At 59.8% G+C, this 18526-nt stretch carries 18 protein-coding genes; 14 read left to right on the forward strand and 4 right to left on the reverse strand.

Features of this window, described 5'->3' with window-relative positions; genetic code table 11:
• Nucleotides 1–333 precede the first annotated feature (333 nt).
• The 8 genes from ACIOYV_RS31570 to trpE all read left to right on the forward strand — a co-directional run bounded on the left by ACIOYV_RS31570 (nt 334) and on the right by trpE (nt 9363).
• Nucleotides 334–1458 carry an ABC transporter ATP-binding protein gene (locus tag ACIOYV_RS31570; protein WP_054044130.1) on the forward strand — a complete coding sequence of 375 codons (1125 nt, stop codon included), beginning with the start codon at nt 334–336 and terminating at the stop codon, nt 1456–1458.
• Nucleotides 1459–1506: 48 nt separating this feature from the next.
• On the forward strand, nt 1507–2550 hold the full coding sequence (locus ACIOYV_RS31575) for an ABC transporter substrate-binding protein (RefSeq protein WP_054044129.1): 1044 nt from the start codon (nt 1507–1509) through the stop codon (nt 2548–2550).
• Nucleotides 2551–2742: 192 nt separating this feature from the next.
• A complete protein-coding gene (locus ACIOYV_RS31580; RefSeq protein WP_401330168.1) occupies nt 2743–3990 on the forward strand; it encodes an ABC transporter permease in 1248 nt (415 codons plus the stop codon).
• Nucleotides 3991–4003: 13 nt separating this feature from the next.
• Nucleotides 4004–4828 (forward strand): ABC transporter permease, encoded by an 825-nt coding sequence (locus ACIOYV_RS31585; protein ID WP_169372820.1) that lies wholly within the window; start codon nt 4004–4006, stop codon nt 4826–4828.
• A gap of 227 nt (nt 4829–5055) precedes the next feature.
• The gene (locus tag ACIOYV_RS31590) at nt 5056–6204 is read left to right on the forward strand and encodes an iron-containing alcohol dehydrogenase (RefSeq protein ID WP_054044126.1); all 1149 of its coding nucleotides are present in this window, start codon (nt 5056–5058) and stop codon (nt 6202–6204) included.
• A 116-nt stretch (nt 6205–6320) separates the two neighbouring features.
• A complete protein-coding gene (gene rpe / locus ACIOYV_RS31595; RefSeq protein ID WP_401330172.1) occupies nt 6321–6995 on the forward strand; it encodes a ribulose-phosphate 3-epimerase in 675 nt (224 codons plus the stop codon).
• A complete protein-coding gene (locus ACIOYV_RS31600) occupies nt 6992–7810 on the forward strand; it encodes a phosphoglycolate phosphatase (protein ID WP_163911307.1) in 819 nt (272 codons plus the stop codon). Before rpe ends, ACIOYV_RS31600 begins: the two co-directional genes overlap by 4 nt.
• A 71-nt stretch (nt 7811–7881) precedes the next feature.
• Complete coding sequence (gene trpE / locus ACIOYV_RS31605) at nt 7882–9363, forward strand: anthranilate synthase component I (protein ID WP_054616816.1); 1482 nt, start codon at nt 7882–7884, stop codon at nt 9361–9363.
• A gap of 217 nt (nt 9364–9580) precedes the next feature.
• Here trpE and estP read toward each other — a convergent pair whose 3' ends face one another.
• Together estP and ACIOYV_RS31615 are read right to left on the reverse strand one after the other, a co-directional pair.
• On the reverse strand, nt 9581–11491 hold the full coding sequence (estP, locus tag ACIOYV_RS31610; protein WP_290026668.1) for an esterase EstP: 1911 nt from the start codon (nt 11489–11491) through the stop codon (nt 9581–9583).
• A gap of 84 nt (nt 11492–11575) precedes the next feature.
• Nucleotides 11576–11851, reverse strand: a complete 276-nt coding sequence (locus tag ACIOYV_RS31615) for a hypothetical protein (protein WP_401330199.1) — start codon at nt 11849–11851, stop codon at nt 11576–11578.
• A gap of 47 nt (nt 11852–11898) precedes the next feature.
• On the opposite strand from ACIOYV_RS31615, the gene ACIOYV_RS31620 reads away from it, so the two are divergent.
• From ACIOYV_RS31620 to ACIOYV_RS31635, 4 genes are all read left to right on the forward strand, one after another.
• Entirely contained in the window at nt 11899–12492 is a 594-nt protein-coding gene (locus ACIOYV_RS31620; RefSeq protein WP_007906885.1) for an aminodeoxychorismate/anthranilate synthase component II, read from the forward strand.
• Between the two features lie 9 nt (nt 12493–12501).
• A complete protein-coding gene (trpD, locus tag ACIOYV_RS31625; protein WP_054044121.1) occupies nt 12502–13551 on the forward strand; it encodes an anthranilate phosphoribosyltransferase in 1050 nt (349 codons plus the stop codon).
• On the forward strand, nt 13548–14384 hold the full coding sequence (gene trpC / locus ACIOYV_RS31630) for an indole-3-glycerol phosphate synthase TrpC (protein ID WP_163911312.1): 837 nt from the start codon (nt 13548–13550) through the stop codon (nt 14382–14384). The genes trpD and trpC overlap by 4 nt, the downstream gene beginning before the upstream one ends.
• Nucleotides 14385–14528: 144 nt before the next feature.
• Entirely contained in the window at nt 14529–15230 is a 702-nt protein-coding gene (locus ACIOYV_RS31635) for a biotin/lipoate A/B protein ligase family protein (protein ID WP_401330178.1), read from the forward strand.
• On the opposite strand, the gene crp is transcribed toward ACIOYV_RS31635, so the two are convergent.
• Entirely contained in the window at nt 15227–15871 is a 645-nt protein-coding gene (gene crp / locus ACIOYV_RS31640; protein ID WP_054044118.1) for a cAMP-activated global transcriptional regulator CRP, read from the reverse strand. The genes ACIOYV_RS31635 and crp overlap by 4 nt on opposite strands.
• 248 nt (nt 15872–16119) lie before the next feature.
• Here crp and ACIOYV_RS31645 point away from each other — a divergent pair, with 248 nt between their 5' ends.
• Together ACIOYV_RS31645 and speD are read left to right on the forward strand one after the other, a co-directional pair.
• Complete coding sequence (locus ACIOYV_RS31645) at nt 16120–16542, forward strand: OsmC family protein (RefSeq protein WP_007941657.1); 423 nt, start codon at nt 16120–16122, stop codon at nt 16540–16542.
• A gap of 239 nt (nt 16543–16781) precedes the next feature.
• A complete protein-coding gene (speD, locus tag ACIOYV_RS31650) occupies nt 16782–17576 on the forward strand; it encodes an adenosylmethionine decarboxylase (RefSeq protein ID WP_054044117.1) in 795 nt (264 codons plus the stop codon).
• Nucleotides 17577–17712: 136 nt separating this feature from the next.
• Here speD and coq7 read toward each other — a convergent pair whose 3' ends face one another.
• A complete protein-coding gene (gene coq7 / locus ACIOYV_RS31655) occupies nt 17713–18360 on the reverse strand; it encodes a 2-polyprenyl-3-methyl-6-methoxy-1,4-benzoquinone monooxygenase (protein ID WP_054044116.1) in 648 nt (215 codons plus the stop codon).
• Nucleotides 18361–18526: the final 166 nt, after the last annotated feature.

An 18526-nucleotide genomic window follows, 5' to 3' on the forward strand; every position in this document is an offset into this window, starting at 1 on the left:
TCCCTTGTAGGAGCGAGGCTTGCCCGCGAAGGCGGCGTGTCAGCCAACATCAATGTTGAATGGGCTGACGCTTTCGCGGGCAAGCCTCGCTCCTACAAGATTGCGTCGGCATATCCATTTGCGACACCCCGCAACCTCGCTTTTACCTGTCCTCACGGCTTGCAGCTGACCGCTTGCCGCTGCGCTTATCAAAACGCGCCATCCTTGTAGGGCAATCCCTACCCCCAACCTTCCATCCGGCTGAGGCGATTCTCTCCTGCGCCCCGATTTGCGTGGTCCCCAGCGTCCACTAGGCTTAGACCACAAGCAGTCATCAACAACAAAGGTGTGGGTATGAGCCAGGTCGATTCAAGTGCAGGGGCCAATGACATTCTGGTCAGCTTTCGTGGAGTGCAGAAAAGCTACGACGGCGAGAACCTGATCGTCAAAGACCTCAACCTGGACATTCGCAAAGGCGAATTCCTCACCTTGCTCGGGCCGTCCGGCTCCGGCAAGACCACCAGCCTGATGATGCTCGCCGGTTTCGAAACCCCGACCGCCGGGGAAATCCTGCTGGCCGGACGTTCCATCAACAACGTGCCGCCGCACAAGCGTGACATCGGCATGGTGTTCCAGAACTACGCATTGTTCCCGCACATGACCGTCGCCGAGAACCTCGCGTTCCCGTTGACGGTGCGCGGCTTGAACAAGAGCGATGTCAGTGACAAGGTCAAAAAAGTCCTGAGCATGGTTCAGCTCGACGCCTTCGCCCAGCGCTACCCGGCGCAACTGTCCGGTGGCCAGCAGCAGCGTGTGGCGTTGGCCCGCGCGTTGGTGTTCGAACCGCAACTGGTGCTGATGGACGAACCCCTCGGCGCACTCGACAAACAACTGCGTGAACACATGCAGATGGAAATCAAACACCTGCACCAGCGCCTCGGCGTGACCGTGGTCTACGTGACCCACGACCAGGGCGAAGCCCTGACCATGTCCGACCGGGTAGCGGTGTTCCACCAGGGCGAGATCCAACAGATCGCCCCGCCGCGCACGCTCTACGAAGAACCGAAGAACACCTTCGTCGCCAACTTCATCGGCGAGAACAACCGTCTCAACGGCCGCTTGCACAGCCAGACCGGCGACCGCTGCATTGTCGAACTCGGTCGCGGCGAAAAGGTTGAAGCCCTGGCGGTCAACGTCGGCAAGACCGGCGAACCGGTCACGCTGTCGATTCGCCCGGAACGCGTGAGCCTCAATGGTTCCAGCGAATCCTGCGTCAATCGCTTCTCAGGAAGGGTGGCGGAATTCATCTATCTGGGCGACCACGTCCGGGTTCGCCTGGAAGTCTGCGGCAAGACCGACTTCTTTGTGAAACAACCGATTGCCGAGCTCGATCCCGAGCTGGCGGTGGGCGACGTGGTACCGCTTGGCTGGCAGGTCGAGCACGTTCGCGCGCTCGATCCACTTCTAGAGGCGCATTGATCGCCCCGGCTACACCAACACCAACCCTGCACGTGGAGAGAACAATAAATGTTGAGATCCCTGAAATTAACCGCTTTGGTCATGGGCATGATCGGTGCGGCACACGCGATGGCGGCGGGCCCGGACCTGACCGTGGTGTCCTTTGGCGGGGCGAACAAGGCAGCGCAAGTCAAAGCCTTCTATGCACCGTGGGAAGCGGCGGGCAACGGCAAGATCGTCGCGGGCGAATACAACGGTGAGATGGCCAAGGTCAAAGCCATGGTCGACACCAAGAGTGTGTCCTGGGACCTGGTAGAAGTTGAATCGCCAGAACTGTCCCGTGGTTGCGACGAAGACATGTTCGAGCAGCTCGATCCGAAGTTGTTCGGCAAGACTGAAGACTACGTCAAAGGCGCGATCCAGCCGTGCGGCGTGGGCTTCTTCGTGTGGTCGACCGTGTTGGCCTACAACGCTGACAAACTGGCTTCTGCACCGACTGGCTGGGTCGATTTCTGGGACACCAAGAAATTCCCGGGCAAGCGTGGCCTGCGCAAGGGCGCCAAGTACACCCTGGAATTCGCTCTGATGGCCGACGGCGTTGCGCCGAAAGACGTCTACAAAGTGCTGGCCGGCAAGGATGGCCAGGACCGCGCGTTCAAGAAACTCGATGAACTCAAGCCAAGCATCCAGTGGTGGGAAGCCGGCGCACAGCCGCCGCAATACCTCGCTTCCGGTGACGTGGTCATGAGCTCGGCCTACAACGGCCGGATCGCTGCCGTACAGAAAGAAAGCAACCTGAAAGTCGTGTGGAACGGCGGGATCTACGACTTCGACGCGTGGGCGATTCCAAAAGGCCTGGATAAAACCCGTGCCGAAGCGGCGAAGAAATTCATCGCTTACTCGGTCATGCCGCAGCAGCAGAAGACCTACTCGGAAAACATCGCCTACGGCCCGGCCAACACCCAAGCCGTACCGTTGCTGGCCAAGGACGTGTTGAAAGACATGCCGACCACCCCGGAAAACATCGCCAACCAGGTGCAGATCGACGTCAGCTTCTGGGCTGACAACGGCGAGCAACTGGAACAGCGCTTCAATTCCTGGGCTGCGAAATAAGCCCACCCCGTGGGCTTATCCACCCTTGTAGGAGCGAGGCTTGCCCGCGAAAGCGTCGGTACATTCAACATTGGTGTTGACTGACACACCGTCTTCGCGGGCAAGCCTCGCTCCTACAGGGGGATGTATAGCTAACAAGAACAGAGGTGGCCTGGCTGCCTCTGTAACGATCAAAGATTTCCGGAGTACGCCATGGCCACCGCCATTCCCCTGAACGCGGGCACTGACCCCACCTTGAAGCAGCGGCTCAAGCACGCCGAGCGGATCAACCGCTGGAAAGCACAAGCCTTGATCGCGCCACTGGTGCTGTTTCTGTTGCTGGTGTTCCTGGTGCCGATCGTGGCGCTGCTCTACAAAAGTGTCGGTAACCCGGAAGTGGTCGGCGGCATGCCGCGCACCGTGACGGCTATCGCCAGTTGGGACGGCCGTGGCCTTCCAGCCGAACCGGTTTATAAAGCCGCCAGCGAAGACCTCGCTGAAGCGCGCAAAAACCAGACCTTGGGCGACCTGTCCAAGCGCTTGAACATGGAACTGGCCGGCTACCGCAGCCTGCTGACCAAAACCGCTCGCGCCTTGCCGTTCGCCACCGAACCGGCCTCTTATAAAGAAGCGCTGGAAAGTCTCGACGAGCGCTGGGGTGATCCAGCCTATTGGCAAGCCGTGCGGCGCAACACCAGCAGCATCACGCCGTACTACTTGCTGGCGGCGGTCGATCACCGGATCGACGACCTCGGCGAAGTGGCCCCGGCCACCCCGGATCAAGCGATCTACCTCGACATCTTCGCCCGTACCTTCTGGATGGGCCTGGTCATCACCGTGATCTGCCTGTTCCTGGCGTATCCATTGGCCTACTTGCTGGCGAACCTGCCATCGCGTCAAAGCAACCTGCTGATGATTCTGGTGCTGCTGCCGTTCTGGACCTCGATCCTGGTGCGGGTCGCCGCGTGGATCGTGTTGCTGCAATCCGGCGGATTGATCAATAGCGGGCTGATGGCCATGGGCATCATTGATAAGCCGCTGGAGCTGGTGTTCAACCGCACCGGGGTCTACATCTCGATGGTGCACATCCTGCTGCCGTTCATGATCCTGCCGATCTACAGCGTGATGAAAGGCATCTCGCCGACCTACATGCGCGCCGCGATTTCCCTCGGCTGCCACCCGTTCGCCAGCTTCTGGCGGGTGTATTTCCCGCAGACCTATGCCGGTGTCGGCGCCGGTTGCCTGTTGGTGTTCATCCTTGCCATCGGCTACTACATCACCCCGGCGTTGCTGGGCAGCCCGAACGATCAGATGGTCAGCTACTTCGTCGCCTTCTACACCAACACCAGCATCAACTGGGGCATGGCGACCGCGCTCGGTGGGCTGCTGTTGCTGGCGACCGTGGTGCTTTATCTGATTTACAGCTGGCTGGTGGGCGCCAGCCGCCTGCGCCTGAGCTAAGGGGAGAATTGAAATGCTGAGTCCTTATATGTCGCCCATTGAACGGGTGTGGTTCTACAGCTTGCGGATTCTCTGCGGCCTGGTTTTGTTGTTCCTTATCCTGCCGGTGCTGGTGATCATTCCGCTGTCGTTCAACTCCGGCAGTTTCCTGGTGTACCCGCTGCAAGGTTTTTCGCTGCACTGGTATCAGGACTTCTTTGCCTCGGCGGAATGGATGCGCTCGCTGAAGAACAGCATCATCGTCGCCCCGGCTGCCACGGTGCTGGCGATGATCTTCGGCACGCTGGCGGCGATTGGCCTGACCCGTGGTGATTTCCCGGGCAAGGCGCTGGTGATGGCGTTGGTGATTTCGCCGATGGTGGTGCCGGTGGTGATCATTGGTGTGGCGAGTTATCTGTTCTTCGCGCCGCTAGGCCTGGGCAACAGCTTTTTCTCGCTGATCGTGGTGCACGCGGTGTTGGGTGTGCCGTTTGTGATCATCACGGTGTCGGCGACTTTGCAGGGGTTTAATCACAACCTGGTGCGCGCCGCTGCCAGCCTCGGGGCTTCGCCGCTGACCGCGTTCCGGCGGGTGACCTTGCCGTTGATCGCGCCGGGTGTGATTTCCGGGGCGCTGTTTGCCTTCGCGACTTCGTTCGATGAGGTGGTGGTGACGCTGTTCCTCGCCGGTCCTGAGCAAGCGACCTTGCCACGGCAAATGTTCAGCGGCATCCGCGAAAACCTCAGCCCGACCATTGCTGCTGCGGCGACGTTGCTGATTGCCTTCTCAGTGATCCTGTTGCTGACGCTGGAATGGTTGCGTGGCCGTAGCGAGAAACTGCGTACCGCCCAAGTCTAAAAAATGTGGGAACAATCGGAAACTCGCCGGAACCTGTAGGAGCGAGGCTTGCCCGCGAAGACGGCGTGTCAGTCAACATAGATGTTTGATGTGCTGACGCCTTCGCGGGCAAGCCTCGCTCCTACAGTTTTAAGTGCACCTCAATCATTCGCGCCGTGAATAAACGACAAACCCCAATCCCCAGCTACTATTGTGCCCAGCTCCCATCACGATAAGAGGCTGCGCACATGAGTCTTTCCTCTTTCAAAATTGCCCACAAACTGATCACCGGCGCCGCTGCCATCGAGCAACTGGCCGCCGAGCTGACTCGCCTGGATGTCGATAACCCGCTGATCGTCACCGATGCCGCGCTGGTCAAGTCCGGCACGGTCGAGCTGGCGTTGGCCCATCTGGGTGGTCGCACCTATGAAATATTCGACCGCGTCCTGCCTGACCCGGAAATCGCCATCGTCGAAGACTGCATGCGCGTCTACCGCGAAGGCGGGCATGACGGCTTGATCGGGCTGGGTGGCGGCAGTGCCATCGACATCGCCAAGAGCGTGGCGGCTTACGCCGGTTATCACGGCGCGCTGGAGGATCTGTTCGGCGTCGATCAAGTACCGCGCAAAGGCCCGCCGCTGATCGCCATCCCGACCACCGCCGGCACCGGTTCGGAAGTCACCAACGTGGCGATCCTCTCCGACAAACTCGCGCAGCTGAAGAAGGGCATCGTCAGCGACTATCTATTACCGGACGTTGCACTGGTCAGCCCGCAAATGACCCTGACCTGCCCACGCAGTGTCACTGCCGCCAGTGGCGTCGATGCGTTGGTGCATGCGATCGAGTCCTATCTGTCGCTGAATGCCTCGGCGATTACCGATGCCCTGGCGATTGGTGCGATCAAACTGATCACCCAGGCGCTGCCCAAGGCCTACGCCAACCCGGCCAACCTGCAAGCCCGCGAAGACATGGCCACCGCCAGCCTGATGGCCGGGATGGCGTTCGGCAATGCCGGGGTCGGCGCGGTGCATGCGCTGGCGTATCCGCTGGGCGGGCGCTACAACATTGCCCATGGCGTCAGCAATGCCTTGCTGCTGCCGTATGTCATGACCTGGAACAAATTGGCCTGCGTCGAGCGCATGCAGGATATTGCCGAAGCCATGGGCGTGAAAACCGCGCACTTGAGCGCCATCGATGCGGCGGACAAAGCCGTGGAGGCGATGACCGCATTGTGCCTGGCGGTGGAAATCCCGCTGGGGCTGCGCAGTTTCGGCGTACCTGAAGACGCGATCCCGGCGATGGCCGTGGAAGCGGCGGGGATCGAGCGCCTGATGCGCAACAATCCGCGCAAATTGAGTGCCGTCGATATCGAGAAGATCTACCGGGCGGCGTACTAGAGCCCGTCGGCACTTAATGATTGAAGGCAGGCCCAATCATCGCGGTCACAGTGCGCGCGTCAAAGCATGAGGTATACAATGCGCGCCATCGTGATTCTGCTCAGAAAAGGTGCGTCATGCAGCCCTTCGTAATTGCTCCGTCGATTCTCTCCGCCGACTTCGCCCGCCTGGGCGAAGAAGTGGACAACGTCCTGGCCGCTGGCGCCGACTTCGTGCACTTCGATGTCATGGACAACCACTACGTGCCCAACCTGACCATCGGCCCGATGGTCTGCGCGGCACTGCGCAAATACGGCGTGACCGCGCCGATCGACGCCCACTTGATGGTCAGCCCGGTGGACCGCATCGTCGGTGACTTCATCGAAGCCGGCGCGACCTACATCACCTTCCACCCGGAAGCCACGCAACACGTTGATCGTTCCCTGCAACTGATCCGCGAAGGCGGCTGCAAGTCAGGCCTGGTGTTCAACCCGGCGACTCCGCTGAGCGTGCTCGAGTACGTGATGGACAAGGTCGACATGATCTTGCTGATGAGCGTCAACCCGGGCTTCGGCGGGCAGAAGTTCATCCCCGGCACCCTCGACAAACTGCGTCAGGCCCGTGCGCTGATCGATGCGTCCGGTCGTGACATCCGCCTGGAAATCGACGGCGGCGTGAACGTGAACAACATCCGCGAAATCGCCGCCGCTGGCGCCGACACCTTCGTGGCCGGTTCGGCGATCTTCAATTCGCCGAACTACCAGGAAGTGATCGAGAAGATGCGTTCCGAACTGGCGCTGGCTCGCCCATGAGTGGCTTTGAGCAGCTGTTCCCGGGGCGACTGCCGCGACTGGTGATGTTCGATCTGGATGGCACGTTGATCGATTCGGTCCCCGACCTCGCGGTTGCCGTGGATAACATGCTGCTCAAGATGGGCCGCGAACCCGCCGGCCTCGCGTCGGTGCGCGAATGGGTCGGCAACGGCGCGCCAGTGCTGGTGCGCCGTGCTTTGGCCGGTGGCATCGACCATTCGACGGTCGATGACGGCGAGGCCGAAGGCGCGCTGGAGATTTTCATGGAGGCTTATAGCGAAAGCCATGAGCTGACCGTGGTTTACCCCGGCGTACGCGACACCCTGAAGTGGCTGCACAAGCAGGGCGTCGAGATGGCGCTGATCACCAACAAGCCGGAGCGCTTTGTCGCGCCGCTGCTGGATCAGATGAAGATCGGTCGCTACTTCAAGTGGATTATCGGCGGCGACACCCTGCCGCAAAAGAAACCCGATCCGGCGGCGCTGTTTTTCGTGATGAAAATGGCCAACATTCCGGCCTCGCAATCGCTGTTTGTCGGCGATTCGCGCAGTGATGTGCTGGCGGCGAAAGCAGCGGGGGTCAAGTGTGTGGCCCTGAGTTATGGCTACAACCATGGCCGACCGATTGCCGAAGAATCGCCGGCGCTGGTGATCGACGATCTGCGCAAGCTAATTCCCGGTTGCCTGGACCCGGCCGCTGAGATAACGTTGCCCGACGCTGTTCAATCCCCTGCTGGAAATCCCATCGTGGTGGTCACTCGCAAACTCTGGATGAAAGTCATCAAGGCCCTGGCCCGCTGGCGTTGGCGCGCCTGACTTGTTCCTGGCCGGTATCCCGGCGCGTTTGCATACCTGACTGTTAGACCCTCAAGCCACGAGGCTACCCCATGATCCGCGAAGAATTCCTGCGTTTGGCCGCTGCCGGCTACAACCGTATCCCGATGGCCTGTGAAACCCTGGCCGACTTCGACACGCCGCTGTCGATCTACCTGAAACTGGCCGACCAGCCCAACTCCTACCTGCTGGAGTCGGTGCAGGGCGGTGAGAAATGGGGCCGTTACTCGATCATCGGCCTGCCGTGCCGCACCGTGCTGCGGGTTCACGATCACCGCATCAGCGTGACCCACGACGGCGTCGAGATCGAAAGCCACGAAGCCGAAGATCCATTGGCCTTCGTCGAAGAATTCAAAGCCCGCTACAACGTGCCGACTATTCCCGGCCTGCCGCGCTTCAATGGCGGTCTGGTGGGTTATTTCGGTTATGACTGCGTGCGCTATGTGGAGAAGCGTCTGGGCAAATGTCCGAACCCGGATCCGCTCGGCGTGCCGGACATTCTGCTGATGGTTTCCGATGCGGTGGTGGTGTTCGACAACCTCGCCGGCAAGATGCACGCGATTGTCCTCGCCGACCCGGCGCAGGCCGATGCCTTCGAGCAAGGCCAGGCCCGCCTGGAAGCATTGCTGGAGCAACTGCGCCAGCCGATCACGCCGCGTCGCGGTCTGGATTTCAGCAAGCAACAATCCGCTGACCCGGTGTTCCGCTCGAGTTTCACCCAGGACGATTACGAAAAAGCCGTCGACACCATCAAGGAATACATCCTGGCCGGTGACTGCATGCAGGTCGTGCCGTCCCAGCGCATGTCGATCGACTTCAAGGCTGCACCGATTGATCTGTACCGCGCGCTGCGCTGCTTCAACCCGACGCCTTACATGTACTTCTTCAACTTCGGCGACTTCCACGTCGTCGGCAGTTCGCCGGAAGTGCTGGTGCGGGTCGAAGACAACCTGATTACCGTGCGCCCGATCGCCGGCACCCGCCCACGCGGTGCCAACGAAGAGGCGGATCTGGCGCTGGAAAAAGACCTGCTGTCGGACGACAAGGAAATCGCCGAGCACTTGATGCTGATCGATTTGGGTCGGAATGATACCGGTCGCGTTTCGGAAATCGGTTCGGTGAAACTCACCGAGAAGATGGTCATCGAGCGTTATTCCAACGTGATGCACATCGTGTCCAACGTCACCGGGCAACTGAAAGCCGGGCTGACGGCGATGGATGCACTGCGGGCGATCCTGCCGGCGGGCACTTTGTCTGGCGCACCGAAGATTCGCGCGATGGAAATCATCGACGAACTGGAACCGGTCAAGCGTGGCGTGTATGGCGGTGCGGTCGGTTACTTCGCCTGGAACGGCAACATGGACACCGCGATTGCGATCCGCACGGCGGTGATCAAGGACGGCGAACTGCACGTGCAGGCCGGTGGCGGCATCGTTGCTGATTCGGTGCCGGCACTGGAATGGGAAGAAACCCTGAACAAACGCCGTGCGATGTTCCGCGCCGTGGCATTGGCCGAGCAAACCCCGGACACTTGAGCTCACACAAAACCCTGTGGGAGCGGGCTTTTGTGGCGAGGGAGCTTGCTCCCGTTCGGCTGCGCAGCAGTCGTAAATCCAGACGACTCGGTACACCTGAACGAATGCAGGGGGCCGCTTCGCGACCCAACGGGGGCAAGCCCCCTCGCCACAATAAGTGTTCAGCATAAAAAAACGCGGCGCCTGTGAGGGCGCCGCGTTTTTTATGGCCTGATGTTTAGAAGTCCAGGCTGACCCCCACGTTTACGCCTTGCTGGGTAAAGTCATCATCCTTGCGAATGTCATAACTGGCACGCAACGCCAAATCCTTGGTGAGGTTATGACTCACGCCCAGGTTCAGGCGGTTCAGGTTGGTCTGCGGGGTGTAGCCGGCCAGGGTGTAGGTGTTGCCTGGCAGGCTGTTGAGGTTCATGGTCACGTCCTGGGTGTCGTCGTTGTACTCGCGCTCGTGGGCCAGTTCGCCAAACACCTGGGTCTGCGAGGTGATCTGGTACTTGCCCTGGATCCCGAGGCCAAGACGCCGGGAGATGCGCGACTGATCGTCGAAGGTCAGTGCGGTGGAATCCGCGCCGTCTTCCGAGTAACCGTCGACTTCAACCTTGGCGAAGTCAGCGCTGACGAACGGCGACAGGTGCCACGGGCTGCTTGCTTCTGGCGCGATGTCGTAACCCAGGCGGCCGCTGATGGCGACCAGGTAGCCATCGGTGTCGCCTTTCTCTCCGCGCTCGTTGGCCCCCAACTGGAATTTACGTTTGAGGCTGTCGTAGTCCAGATGCCCGGCGGTCACTGCCGCGTCACCCCACCAGCGGTTTTGCTGGTACTGGGCGAACGCCGTGCCCATATACGTGTTGAGCTTGTAATCGGAGTCGTTGTCGCCGGCTTCGAGTTTCTGGTTGTAGAAGCCCGCCGCCAGACCCACGCGCCACGCATCGTTCAACCGATAGCTGCCACCGATGTTCAGGTTGGCGCCATTGCCGTCAGCACTGGCGCCGCTGCGCTGGCTGTCGAAATCCTGATGTTGGCCGCCGGCAGCGACAATCGCCCGCCATTGACCCACGCCTTGCCAGTTTTCCCAATCCGCCAGCCACTGGTTGCGCAACTCATCCTGATGCGAGCGCAACGTGCCTTGGGCCATTTGCGGCAGCAGGGTCGCTTCCCATGGCGCGGACAGCAGCGAGTAAGCGTAATCGGCAATCAGGCGTTGCCCGGCTTCGGTCGGGTGCACCGAGTCGTTGTAGATCAGCTTGGACGGATCCGGCGTAGCACTGTTGATCCCGTAGCGGGCGTTCTCGGTGCAGCCATTGCCGCTGAAGCAGGTGGCGCTCAGGTTCTGGTCGGCGGCCAGGCCGAATTGCGCCGGATTGGCGAATGTCTCCTTGAGCAGCACCGGAATGTTCAGCGGGATGATGTTGGCATTGATGCCCTGCAGTTGGCTCACCAGTTCGGTGTTGAACTGCGCACTGAGCTGGGAGGTGAAGGCTTGCAGCGGGGTGCCGTTGAAAGCCGGGGTGAAGCCGATGTCCGGTAGCAGCCAGACCATGACGTAGCGGGCCCCGGCCTGTTGCAGGGTTTGCACGCTGTCGGCCAGGCGATCGGCGGCGGCGCTAGCCTGGGGCAGGCTGGTCACGCGACCCTGAAGGAAATCGTTACCACCGCCCGAGAGGTAATACAGCGCATTCGGGTCGGCGCGGAAGTTGTTCGACGGCAGATACCCCGCGCGGGTGCGTTCGCCGGTGGCGGAGGTACCGGTGATCGAATCGAGAATCTGGTCGGTGCGATAACCGCCGACCGCCCAGTTGTTGCCATCGGGCAGACCTTCGTTGGCGCGTACCGCCGAGGACGAGGACGCGGTCTGATCCGCCGAGTACCCCAGTTTCCCCCCAAGGATTTGCGTGGCGTTGAGCGAGCGCTCTTCACCGCTGCCGTCCAGATACACCGGGCCGGTGCGGTTGGTGAAACGTTGGGTGGACCCTGCAGGCCCGCCGGTGTCGGCAAACGTCCCGGCATCGTTGAGGCTGTCGCCGAAGACGACGAAGTTCGTGTAAGGATTGGGCGCCGCATTCGCCTGGGCGCAGGCCATGGCGAGCAGGCAACTGGCGAGCGGTACAAACAACGTCTGTTTGATCATGTGCAAGTCCGTTTATTTATTGTTGTAGTGAACGAAACGACAGTACCAAAAACTTCCGGCCTTTTGCCATCTGTCGCGAACCCTTCATTTGTTTCGCCAGCCTTCGCGTGCGCCATATTGCACGCTCTGCCCAGCTAAGTTACTGTGCCAAGACGTATGAATGAGACCTTTCCCGTGTTGATCATCAGCAAACTCCTGGATCAAGTCATCAAGGCACACGCCCGCTGGCGTTGGCGCGCCTGAATTCTTTTGCCGGCCCCGCCGGACCTGTACCGCTTCGCCTTCTTTACCTGTTTGAAATGCCGCTTTGCTGGGTTCACTCCAGCACCTGCCAAAGCGCAGCACACTGCGGGTATTCATTCGAAGGCAGTCTTAAAAGTCAGTGAATTCAAGAGGTTTCCATCGCCATGTTGCTGATGATCGATAACTACGACTCTTTTACCTACAACGTTGTGCAGTACCTTGGTGAGCTCGGCTCCCAGGTTAAAGTCGTGCGCAACGATGAACTCACCATTGCCGAAATCGAAGCGCTCAACCCTGAGCGCATCGTTGTGTCCCCCGGTCCTTGCACGCCGACCGAAGCCGGCATTTCCATCGAAGCGATCAAGCACTTCGCCGGCAAGCTGCCGATCCTCGGCGTCTGCCTTGGCCACCAGTCCATCGGCCAGGCCTTTGGCGGTGATGTGGTGCGCGCCCGTCAAGTCATGCACGGTAAGACTAGCCCGGTATTCCACGAGGACAAGGGTGTTTTCGAAGGTCTGAACCGGCCGTTGACGGTCACTCGCTACCACTCGCTGATCGTCAAGCGCGAAACCCTGCCTGACTGCCTGGAGCTGACCGCCTGGACCCAGCTCGAAGACGGCTCGGTCGACGAAATCATGGGCCTGCGCCACAAGACGCTGAACATCGAGGGTGTGCAATTCCACCCTGAATCGATCCTCACCGAGCAGGGCCATGAGCTGTTCGCCAACTTCCTCAAACAAACCGGCGGCACGCGCTAAGGACTTTTCATGAACATCAAGACAGCCCTGGGCCGTATCGTCGATCACCTCGACCTCAGCACCGATGAAATGCGCGATGTGATGCGCGAAATCATGACCGGACAATGCTCGGACGCGCAGATCGGCGCGTTCATGATGGCCATGCGCATGAAGAGCGAAAGCATCGACGAAATCGTCGGCGCGGTGTCGGTCATGCGCGAGCTGGCGGACAAGGTCGAACTCAAGACCCTCGACGGCGTCGTCGATGTGGTCGGAACCGGCGGTGACGGTGCGAACATCTTCAACGTTTCCACCGCCTCTTCCTTCGTGGTCGCGGCGGCGGGTTGCACCGTGGCCAAGCACGGTAACCGTGCAGTCTCGGGCAAGAGTGGCAGCGCCGACTTGCTGGAGGCGGCCGGGATCTACCTGAACCTGACGCCAGTCCAGGTCGCGCGCTGCATCGATAACGTTGGTATCGGTTTCATGTTCGCCCAGACTCACCACAGCGCCATGAAATACGCTGCCGGCCCGCGCAAGGACCTTGGCCTGCGCACCCTGTTCAACATGCTCGGCCCGCTTACGAATCCGGCCGGCGTGAAACATCAGGTGGTGGGCGTATTCACCCCGGCGTTGTGCCGGCCATTGGCGGAAGTCTTGCAGCGTCTGGGCAGCAAGCATGTGCTGGTGGTGCACTCGAAGGACGGTCTGGACGAATTCAGTCTGGCCGCGCCGACGTTTGTCGCGGAACTGAAGAATGACCAGATCACCGAGTATTGGGTCGAGCCGGAAGACCTGGGCATGAAGAGCCAGAGCCTGCACGGTCTGGCGGTCGACAGCCCGGCCGCTTCCCTCGAACTGATCCGCGATGCCTTGGGCAAGCGCAAGACCGAAAACGGCCAGAAAGCCGCCGAGATGATTGTGCTCAATGCCGGTGCCGCACTGTATGCCGCTGACCACGCAACAAGTTTGAAAGAGGGCGTTGCCCTGGCGCACGACGCGCTGCACACCGGCCTCGCTCGGGAGAAACTCGAGGAGCTGGGTGCGTTTACCGCGGTATTTCGAGTGGAGAATGAGGGATGAGTGTACCGACGGTTCTGGAAAACATTCTGGCCCGCAAGGTCCAGGAAGTTGCCGAGCGTAGCGCCCGTGTCAGTCTGGCCGAGCTGGAAAGCCTGGCCAAGGCCGCCGATGCTCCGCGTGGTTTTGCCAAGGCACTGATCGCCCAGGCCAAGCTCAAGCAGCCGGCGGTGATTGCCGAAATCAAGAAAGCTTCGCCAAGCAAAGGCGTGATCCGCGAGAACTTCGTTCCTGCCGACATCGCCAAAAGCTACGAGAAGGGCGGCGCCACGTGCCTCTCGGTGCTCACCGATATCGACTACTTTCAGGGCGCCGATGCGTATCTGCAACAGGCTCGCGCGGCGTGCAAACTGCCGGTAATCCGCAAGGATTTCATGATCGATCCGTACCAGATCGTTGAAGCCCGTGCCTTGGGCGCCGACTGTGTGCTGTTGATCGTCTCCGCTCTGGACGACGTGAAAATGGCTGAACTGGCGGCCGTGGCGAAAAGTGTCGGCCTCGATGTGCTAGTGGAGGTCCACGATGGCAACGAACTGGAGCGGGCCTTGAAAACCCTCGACACGCCGTTGGTCGGCGTAAACAACCGCAACCTGCACACCTTCGACGTCAATCTGGAAACTACTCTCGACCTGTTGCCGCGCATTCCGCGTGATCGTCTGGTGATTACCGAGAGCGGCATTTTCAACCGCGCCGATGTCGAACTGATGGAAATCAGCGACGTGTACGCGTTCCTGGTCGGCGAAGCGTTCATGCGCGCCGAAAGCCCGGGCACTGAACTGCAGCGCTTGTTCTTCCCTGAGCGTGGTTCTGCGGTGAGTGGTTCGACACTCGACTGAAAAAGCTTCGCGAGCAGGCTCGCTCCCACACTGCCTGGTGGTGGACACAAAATGTGTGAACACCCTTGATCAAATGTGGGAGCGAGCCTGCTCGCGAAGGCGGCATAAGAAGCACCATAGACTTCGAGTCCGACGGAATACCTTATGACCCTGATTACCTCCCTGACCACCGAAGCCGGCCTGCTCGCCGAACAGGATCTGCTGGCTTCCGTCTGCACCGGCAGCTCAGAATTCAGCCTGCTGTTCTGGCAACCCAATGACCGCGCACTGGTCATGCCGCGTCGCTTGAATCGCCTGCCACAATTCGAATCCGCCTGCGAAGTCTCCGCCGCCGCTGGCTGGCCAGTGCTGCTGCGCGAAACCGGTGGCGAACCCGTCCCGCAATCGTCTTCAACCATCAACATCGCACTGGTCTACGCGCCACCGCGCAGCGAAGGCGATCAAAACCGCATCGAAACTGCCTACCGAAGACTCTGCGATCCGATTTGTCAGTTGCTTGATGAGTTGGGCGGTACTTCGTCATTGGGCGAAGTCGAAGGCGCGTTCTGCGATGGCCGTTTCAACGTCAACCTCGACGGTCGCAAGATGGTCGGCACCGCCCAGCGCTGGCGCCAAAGCAAGGGCGGGACACGTCCGGTCGGGCTGGTGCACGGGGCGTTGCTGCTGGATAACGAACGGGAGTCGATGGTCGCGGCGGTCAACCGCTTCAATGAGGCGTGCGGCCTGGAACAGCGGGTTCGCGCCGAAAGCCACATCGCCCTGCATGAAAAATTTGCCGCGCCGGATGCACTGGAGCGTCTCGACGCACTGTATCGCCAGTTGCTGACGGAAATGTTCGAGGCTTAACGCGTGCCGAAGACCACCATGGTCTTGCCTTTGACATCCACCAGGTTGCGTTCCTCAAGGTCCTTGAGCACGCGACCGACCATCTCCCGGGAACACCCGACAATCCGCCCGATTTCCTGACGGGTCACCTTGATCTGCATGCCGTCCGGATGGGTCATGGCGTCTGGCTGTTTGCACAATTCCAGCAGGCAACGGGCGACGCGACCGGTCACATCAAAGAACGCCAGGTCACCGACTTTGCGCGTGGTGTTACGCAGGCGCTGTGCGATTTGTCCGCTGAGCACGTAAAGAATGTCTGGATCTTGCTGGGACAGTTCGCGGAACTTCGCGTAGCTGATTTCCGCAACCTCGCATTCGACCTTGGCACGTACCCAGGCACTGCGTTCCTGTTCCAGGCCTGCCTGTTCAAACAAACCGAGCTCACCGAAGAAGTCCCCGGCGTTCAGGTAGGAGATGATCATCTCGCGGCCGTCATCGTCCTCGATCAGGATGGTGACCGAGCCCTTGATGATGAAGAACAACGTGTCCGAGCGGTCGCCGGCACAGATGATGTTGCTCTTGGCCGCATAACGACGGCGCTGACAATGCATCAACAGCTTGTCGAGGTTCTTGATTTTGGGTGTGGGGGTAATAGCAACCATGGTTGTATCCCGAAAAGACTGCACGGTGTTTTTGATTGTTTTAGGAGCGGGTGAAGCCTGCGATTTTTTCATTCGCTTGATGGCTGGCTATGCGCCAGCGAATTGGCGCCAGCTTAACAGACACATTCCTACAAGATTCGAGAATTTACCTACAGCGCAGGGACACTCGTCCCAGGAAGGTGAAACGCTGTCATAGCGGGGCCCTGTGCTAAGCTGGCGACCCTTTTTTAGACAGTGGAGTCTTGGCGATGAAGGCACGCATCCAATGGGCTGGCGAAGCCATGTTCCTCGGTGAATCTGGCAGCGGTCATGTCGTGGTCATGGACGGTCCACCGGACGCCGGTGGTCGTAACCTGGGTGTACGCCCGATGGAAATGCTTCTGCTGGGTGTCGGCGGCTGCAGCAATTTCGATGTGGTCAGCATCCTCAAGAAGTCCCGTCAGGCCGTCGAAAGCTGTGAAGCCTTCCTCGAAGCCGAGCGCGCGACCGAAGATCCAAAGGTTTTCACCAAGATCCACATGCACTTCGTGGTCAAGGGGCGCGGGCTGAAAGAAGCCCAGGTCAAACGCGCCATCGAACTGTCCGCCGAGAAGTATTGCTCGGCCTCGATCATGCTCGGCGCCGCTGGCGTCGCTATCACGCATGACTACGAGATCATCGAACTCGGTTGAATCGACATTCAACTATCATAAAAGCAGTGCAGACTCTGGCGATCCATAGCTGACGTCTGCATAATGCGCCACTTTTTTCAGGGTCGTGGCCCGTCCCCCGACAGGCCCCGCACCCGAACAGACAACCAAAATCGCCATCGCGAAGAGGTGTTAACCGTCCTACGCAGCTGCGTTGTTCGCATCTGACGGGCATGCTTGATCACGCGGCCCGGGCCGCAATACATAGAGAGTTTTTAACGGTGAAAAGCAAACTCAAGCTCCACGGGTTCAATAACCTGACAAAGACCTTGAGCTTCAACATCTATGACATCTGCTACGCGGAAACCCCGCAAGACCAGCAGGCTTACGTCGAGTACATCAATGAAGAGTACAACGCGAAGCGCCTGACGCAGATCCTCACAGAAGTTGTCGATATCATTGGTGCCAACATCCTGAACATCGCCAGTCAGGACTATGATCCACAAGGCGCCAGCGTCACGATTCTGATCTCTGAAGAGCCGGTAACCCCGACCGACAGTCAGATCGAAGAGTCGCCGGGCCCGTTGCCCGAGATTATCCTGGCCCACCTCGACAAGAGCCACATCACGGTGCACACCTATCCGGAAATCCATCCGGTGGACGGTATCGCGACGTTCCGTGTGGACATTGACGTGTCGACGTGTGGTGTCATTTCACCGCTTAAAGCGCTCAACTTCCTGATTCACCAGTTCGATTCGGACATTGTGACCGTGGATTATCGCGTGCGCGGTTTCACTCGTGACGTTGAAGGCAAAAAGCACTTCATCGACCACGAGATCAACTCGATCCAGAACTACCTCTCCGAAGACACCCGCGACAGTTACCAGATGACTGACGTGAACGTGTACCAGGAGAACCTGTTCCACACCAAAATGCTGCTGAAGAACTTCGAACTGGACGACTACCTGTTCGGCGACGCCACCAACAGCCTGTCCACTGAGCAACGCGCCCAGGTGACCGACCGTGTGAAACACGAAATGCTGGAAATCTTCTACGCGCGCAACATGCCGACCTAAGATTTTCGGGTACAAAAAAGGCGACTACCTCACGGCAGTCGCCTTTTTTATGGCTGGCACAGAACCCCTGTAGGAGCGAGGCTTGCCCGCGAAGGCGTCCTCAAGATAGCCATCGCAAGCAGCCTTGCTCCAACGGTCAGATCCGATAAGTACTCTTGGTCATCACCTTGGCCAGCAAACTCATCCCGAACTTCACCGGTGCCGGAAAGCGAAAACCGCCAGCCTCCAGCGCACTTTCCGCATGATGTTCTTCATCAATGCGCATCTGCTCAAGAATCGCCCGGGACTTTTCGTCCTCGGCCGGCAATTGCTCAAGGTGTTCGTTCAGATGTTTGCAGACCTGATGCTCGGTGGCGGCAACAAATCCCAGGCTGACCTTATCGCTGATCAACCCGGCCACGGCGCCAATCCCGAATGACATGCCATAAAACAGCGGATTCAGAATGCTGGTATGGCTGCCCAACTGATGGATGCGTTGTTCGCACCACACCAGGTGATCGATTTCTTCTTCAGCGGCATGTTCCATGGCCGCGCGCACTTGCGGCAGCTTGGCGGTCAGGGCCTGGCCTTGATACAGCGCCTGGGCGCAGACTTCGCCGGTATGGTTGATGCGCATCAGACCGGCAACGTGCCGGGTGTCTTCGTCGCTCATTTGCGTTTCCGGCTGCACGATAGCCGGCGACGGACGGTACGGCTGGCCACTGAAAGGCAGCAGGGTACGCATCGCGGCATCGGCTTGCAGCAGAAGACGGTCAATCGGCGAGTAGTGACGTTGGGTAGTCATGCTGACCTCCGGGAGGAATCTCGGCGGCCAGTTTAACCGAATCGGCCGGGGAAGGTTTGCGCTGGGTCATTTCAGGCGAGGCCGCCACCGAACCTGTAGGAGCGAGGCTTGCCCGCGAATGGGGTCAACGCGGTCATTCAGATAGACCGCATTATCGTTCTTCGCG

It is taken from the genome of Pseudomonas sp. NPDC087342, assembly GCF_044744265.1.
GTDB classification, from domain to species: domain Bacteria; phylum Pseudomonadota; class Gammaproteobacteria; order Pseudomonadales; family Pseudomonadaceae; genus Aquipseudomonas; species Aquipseudomonas nunensis.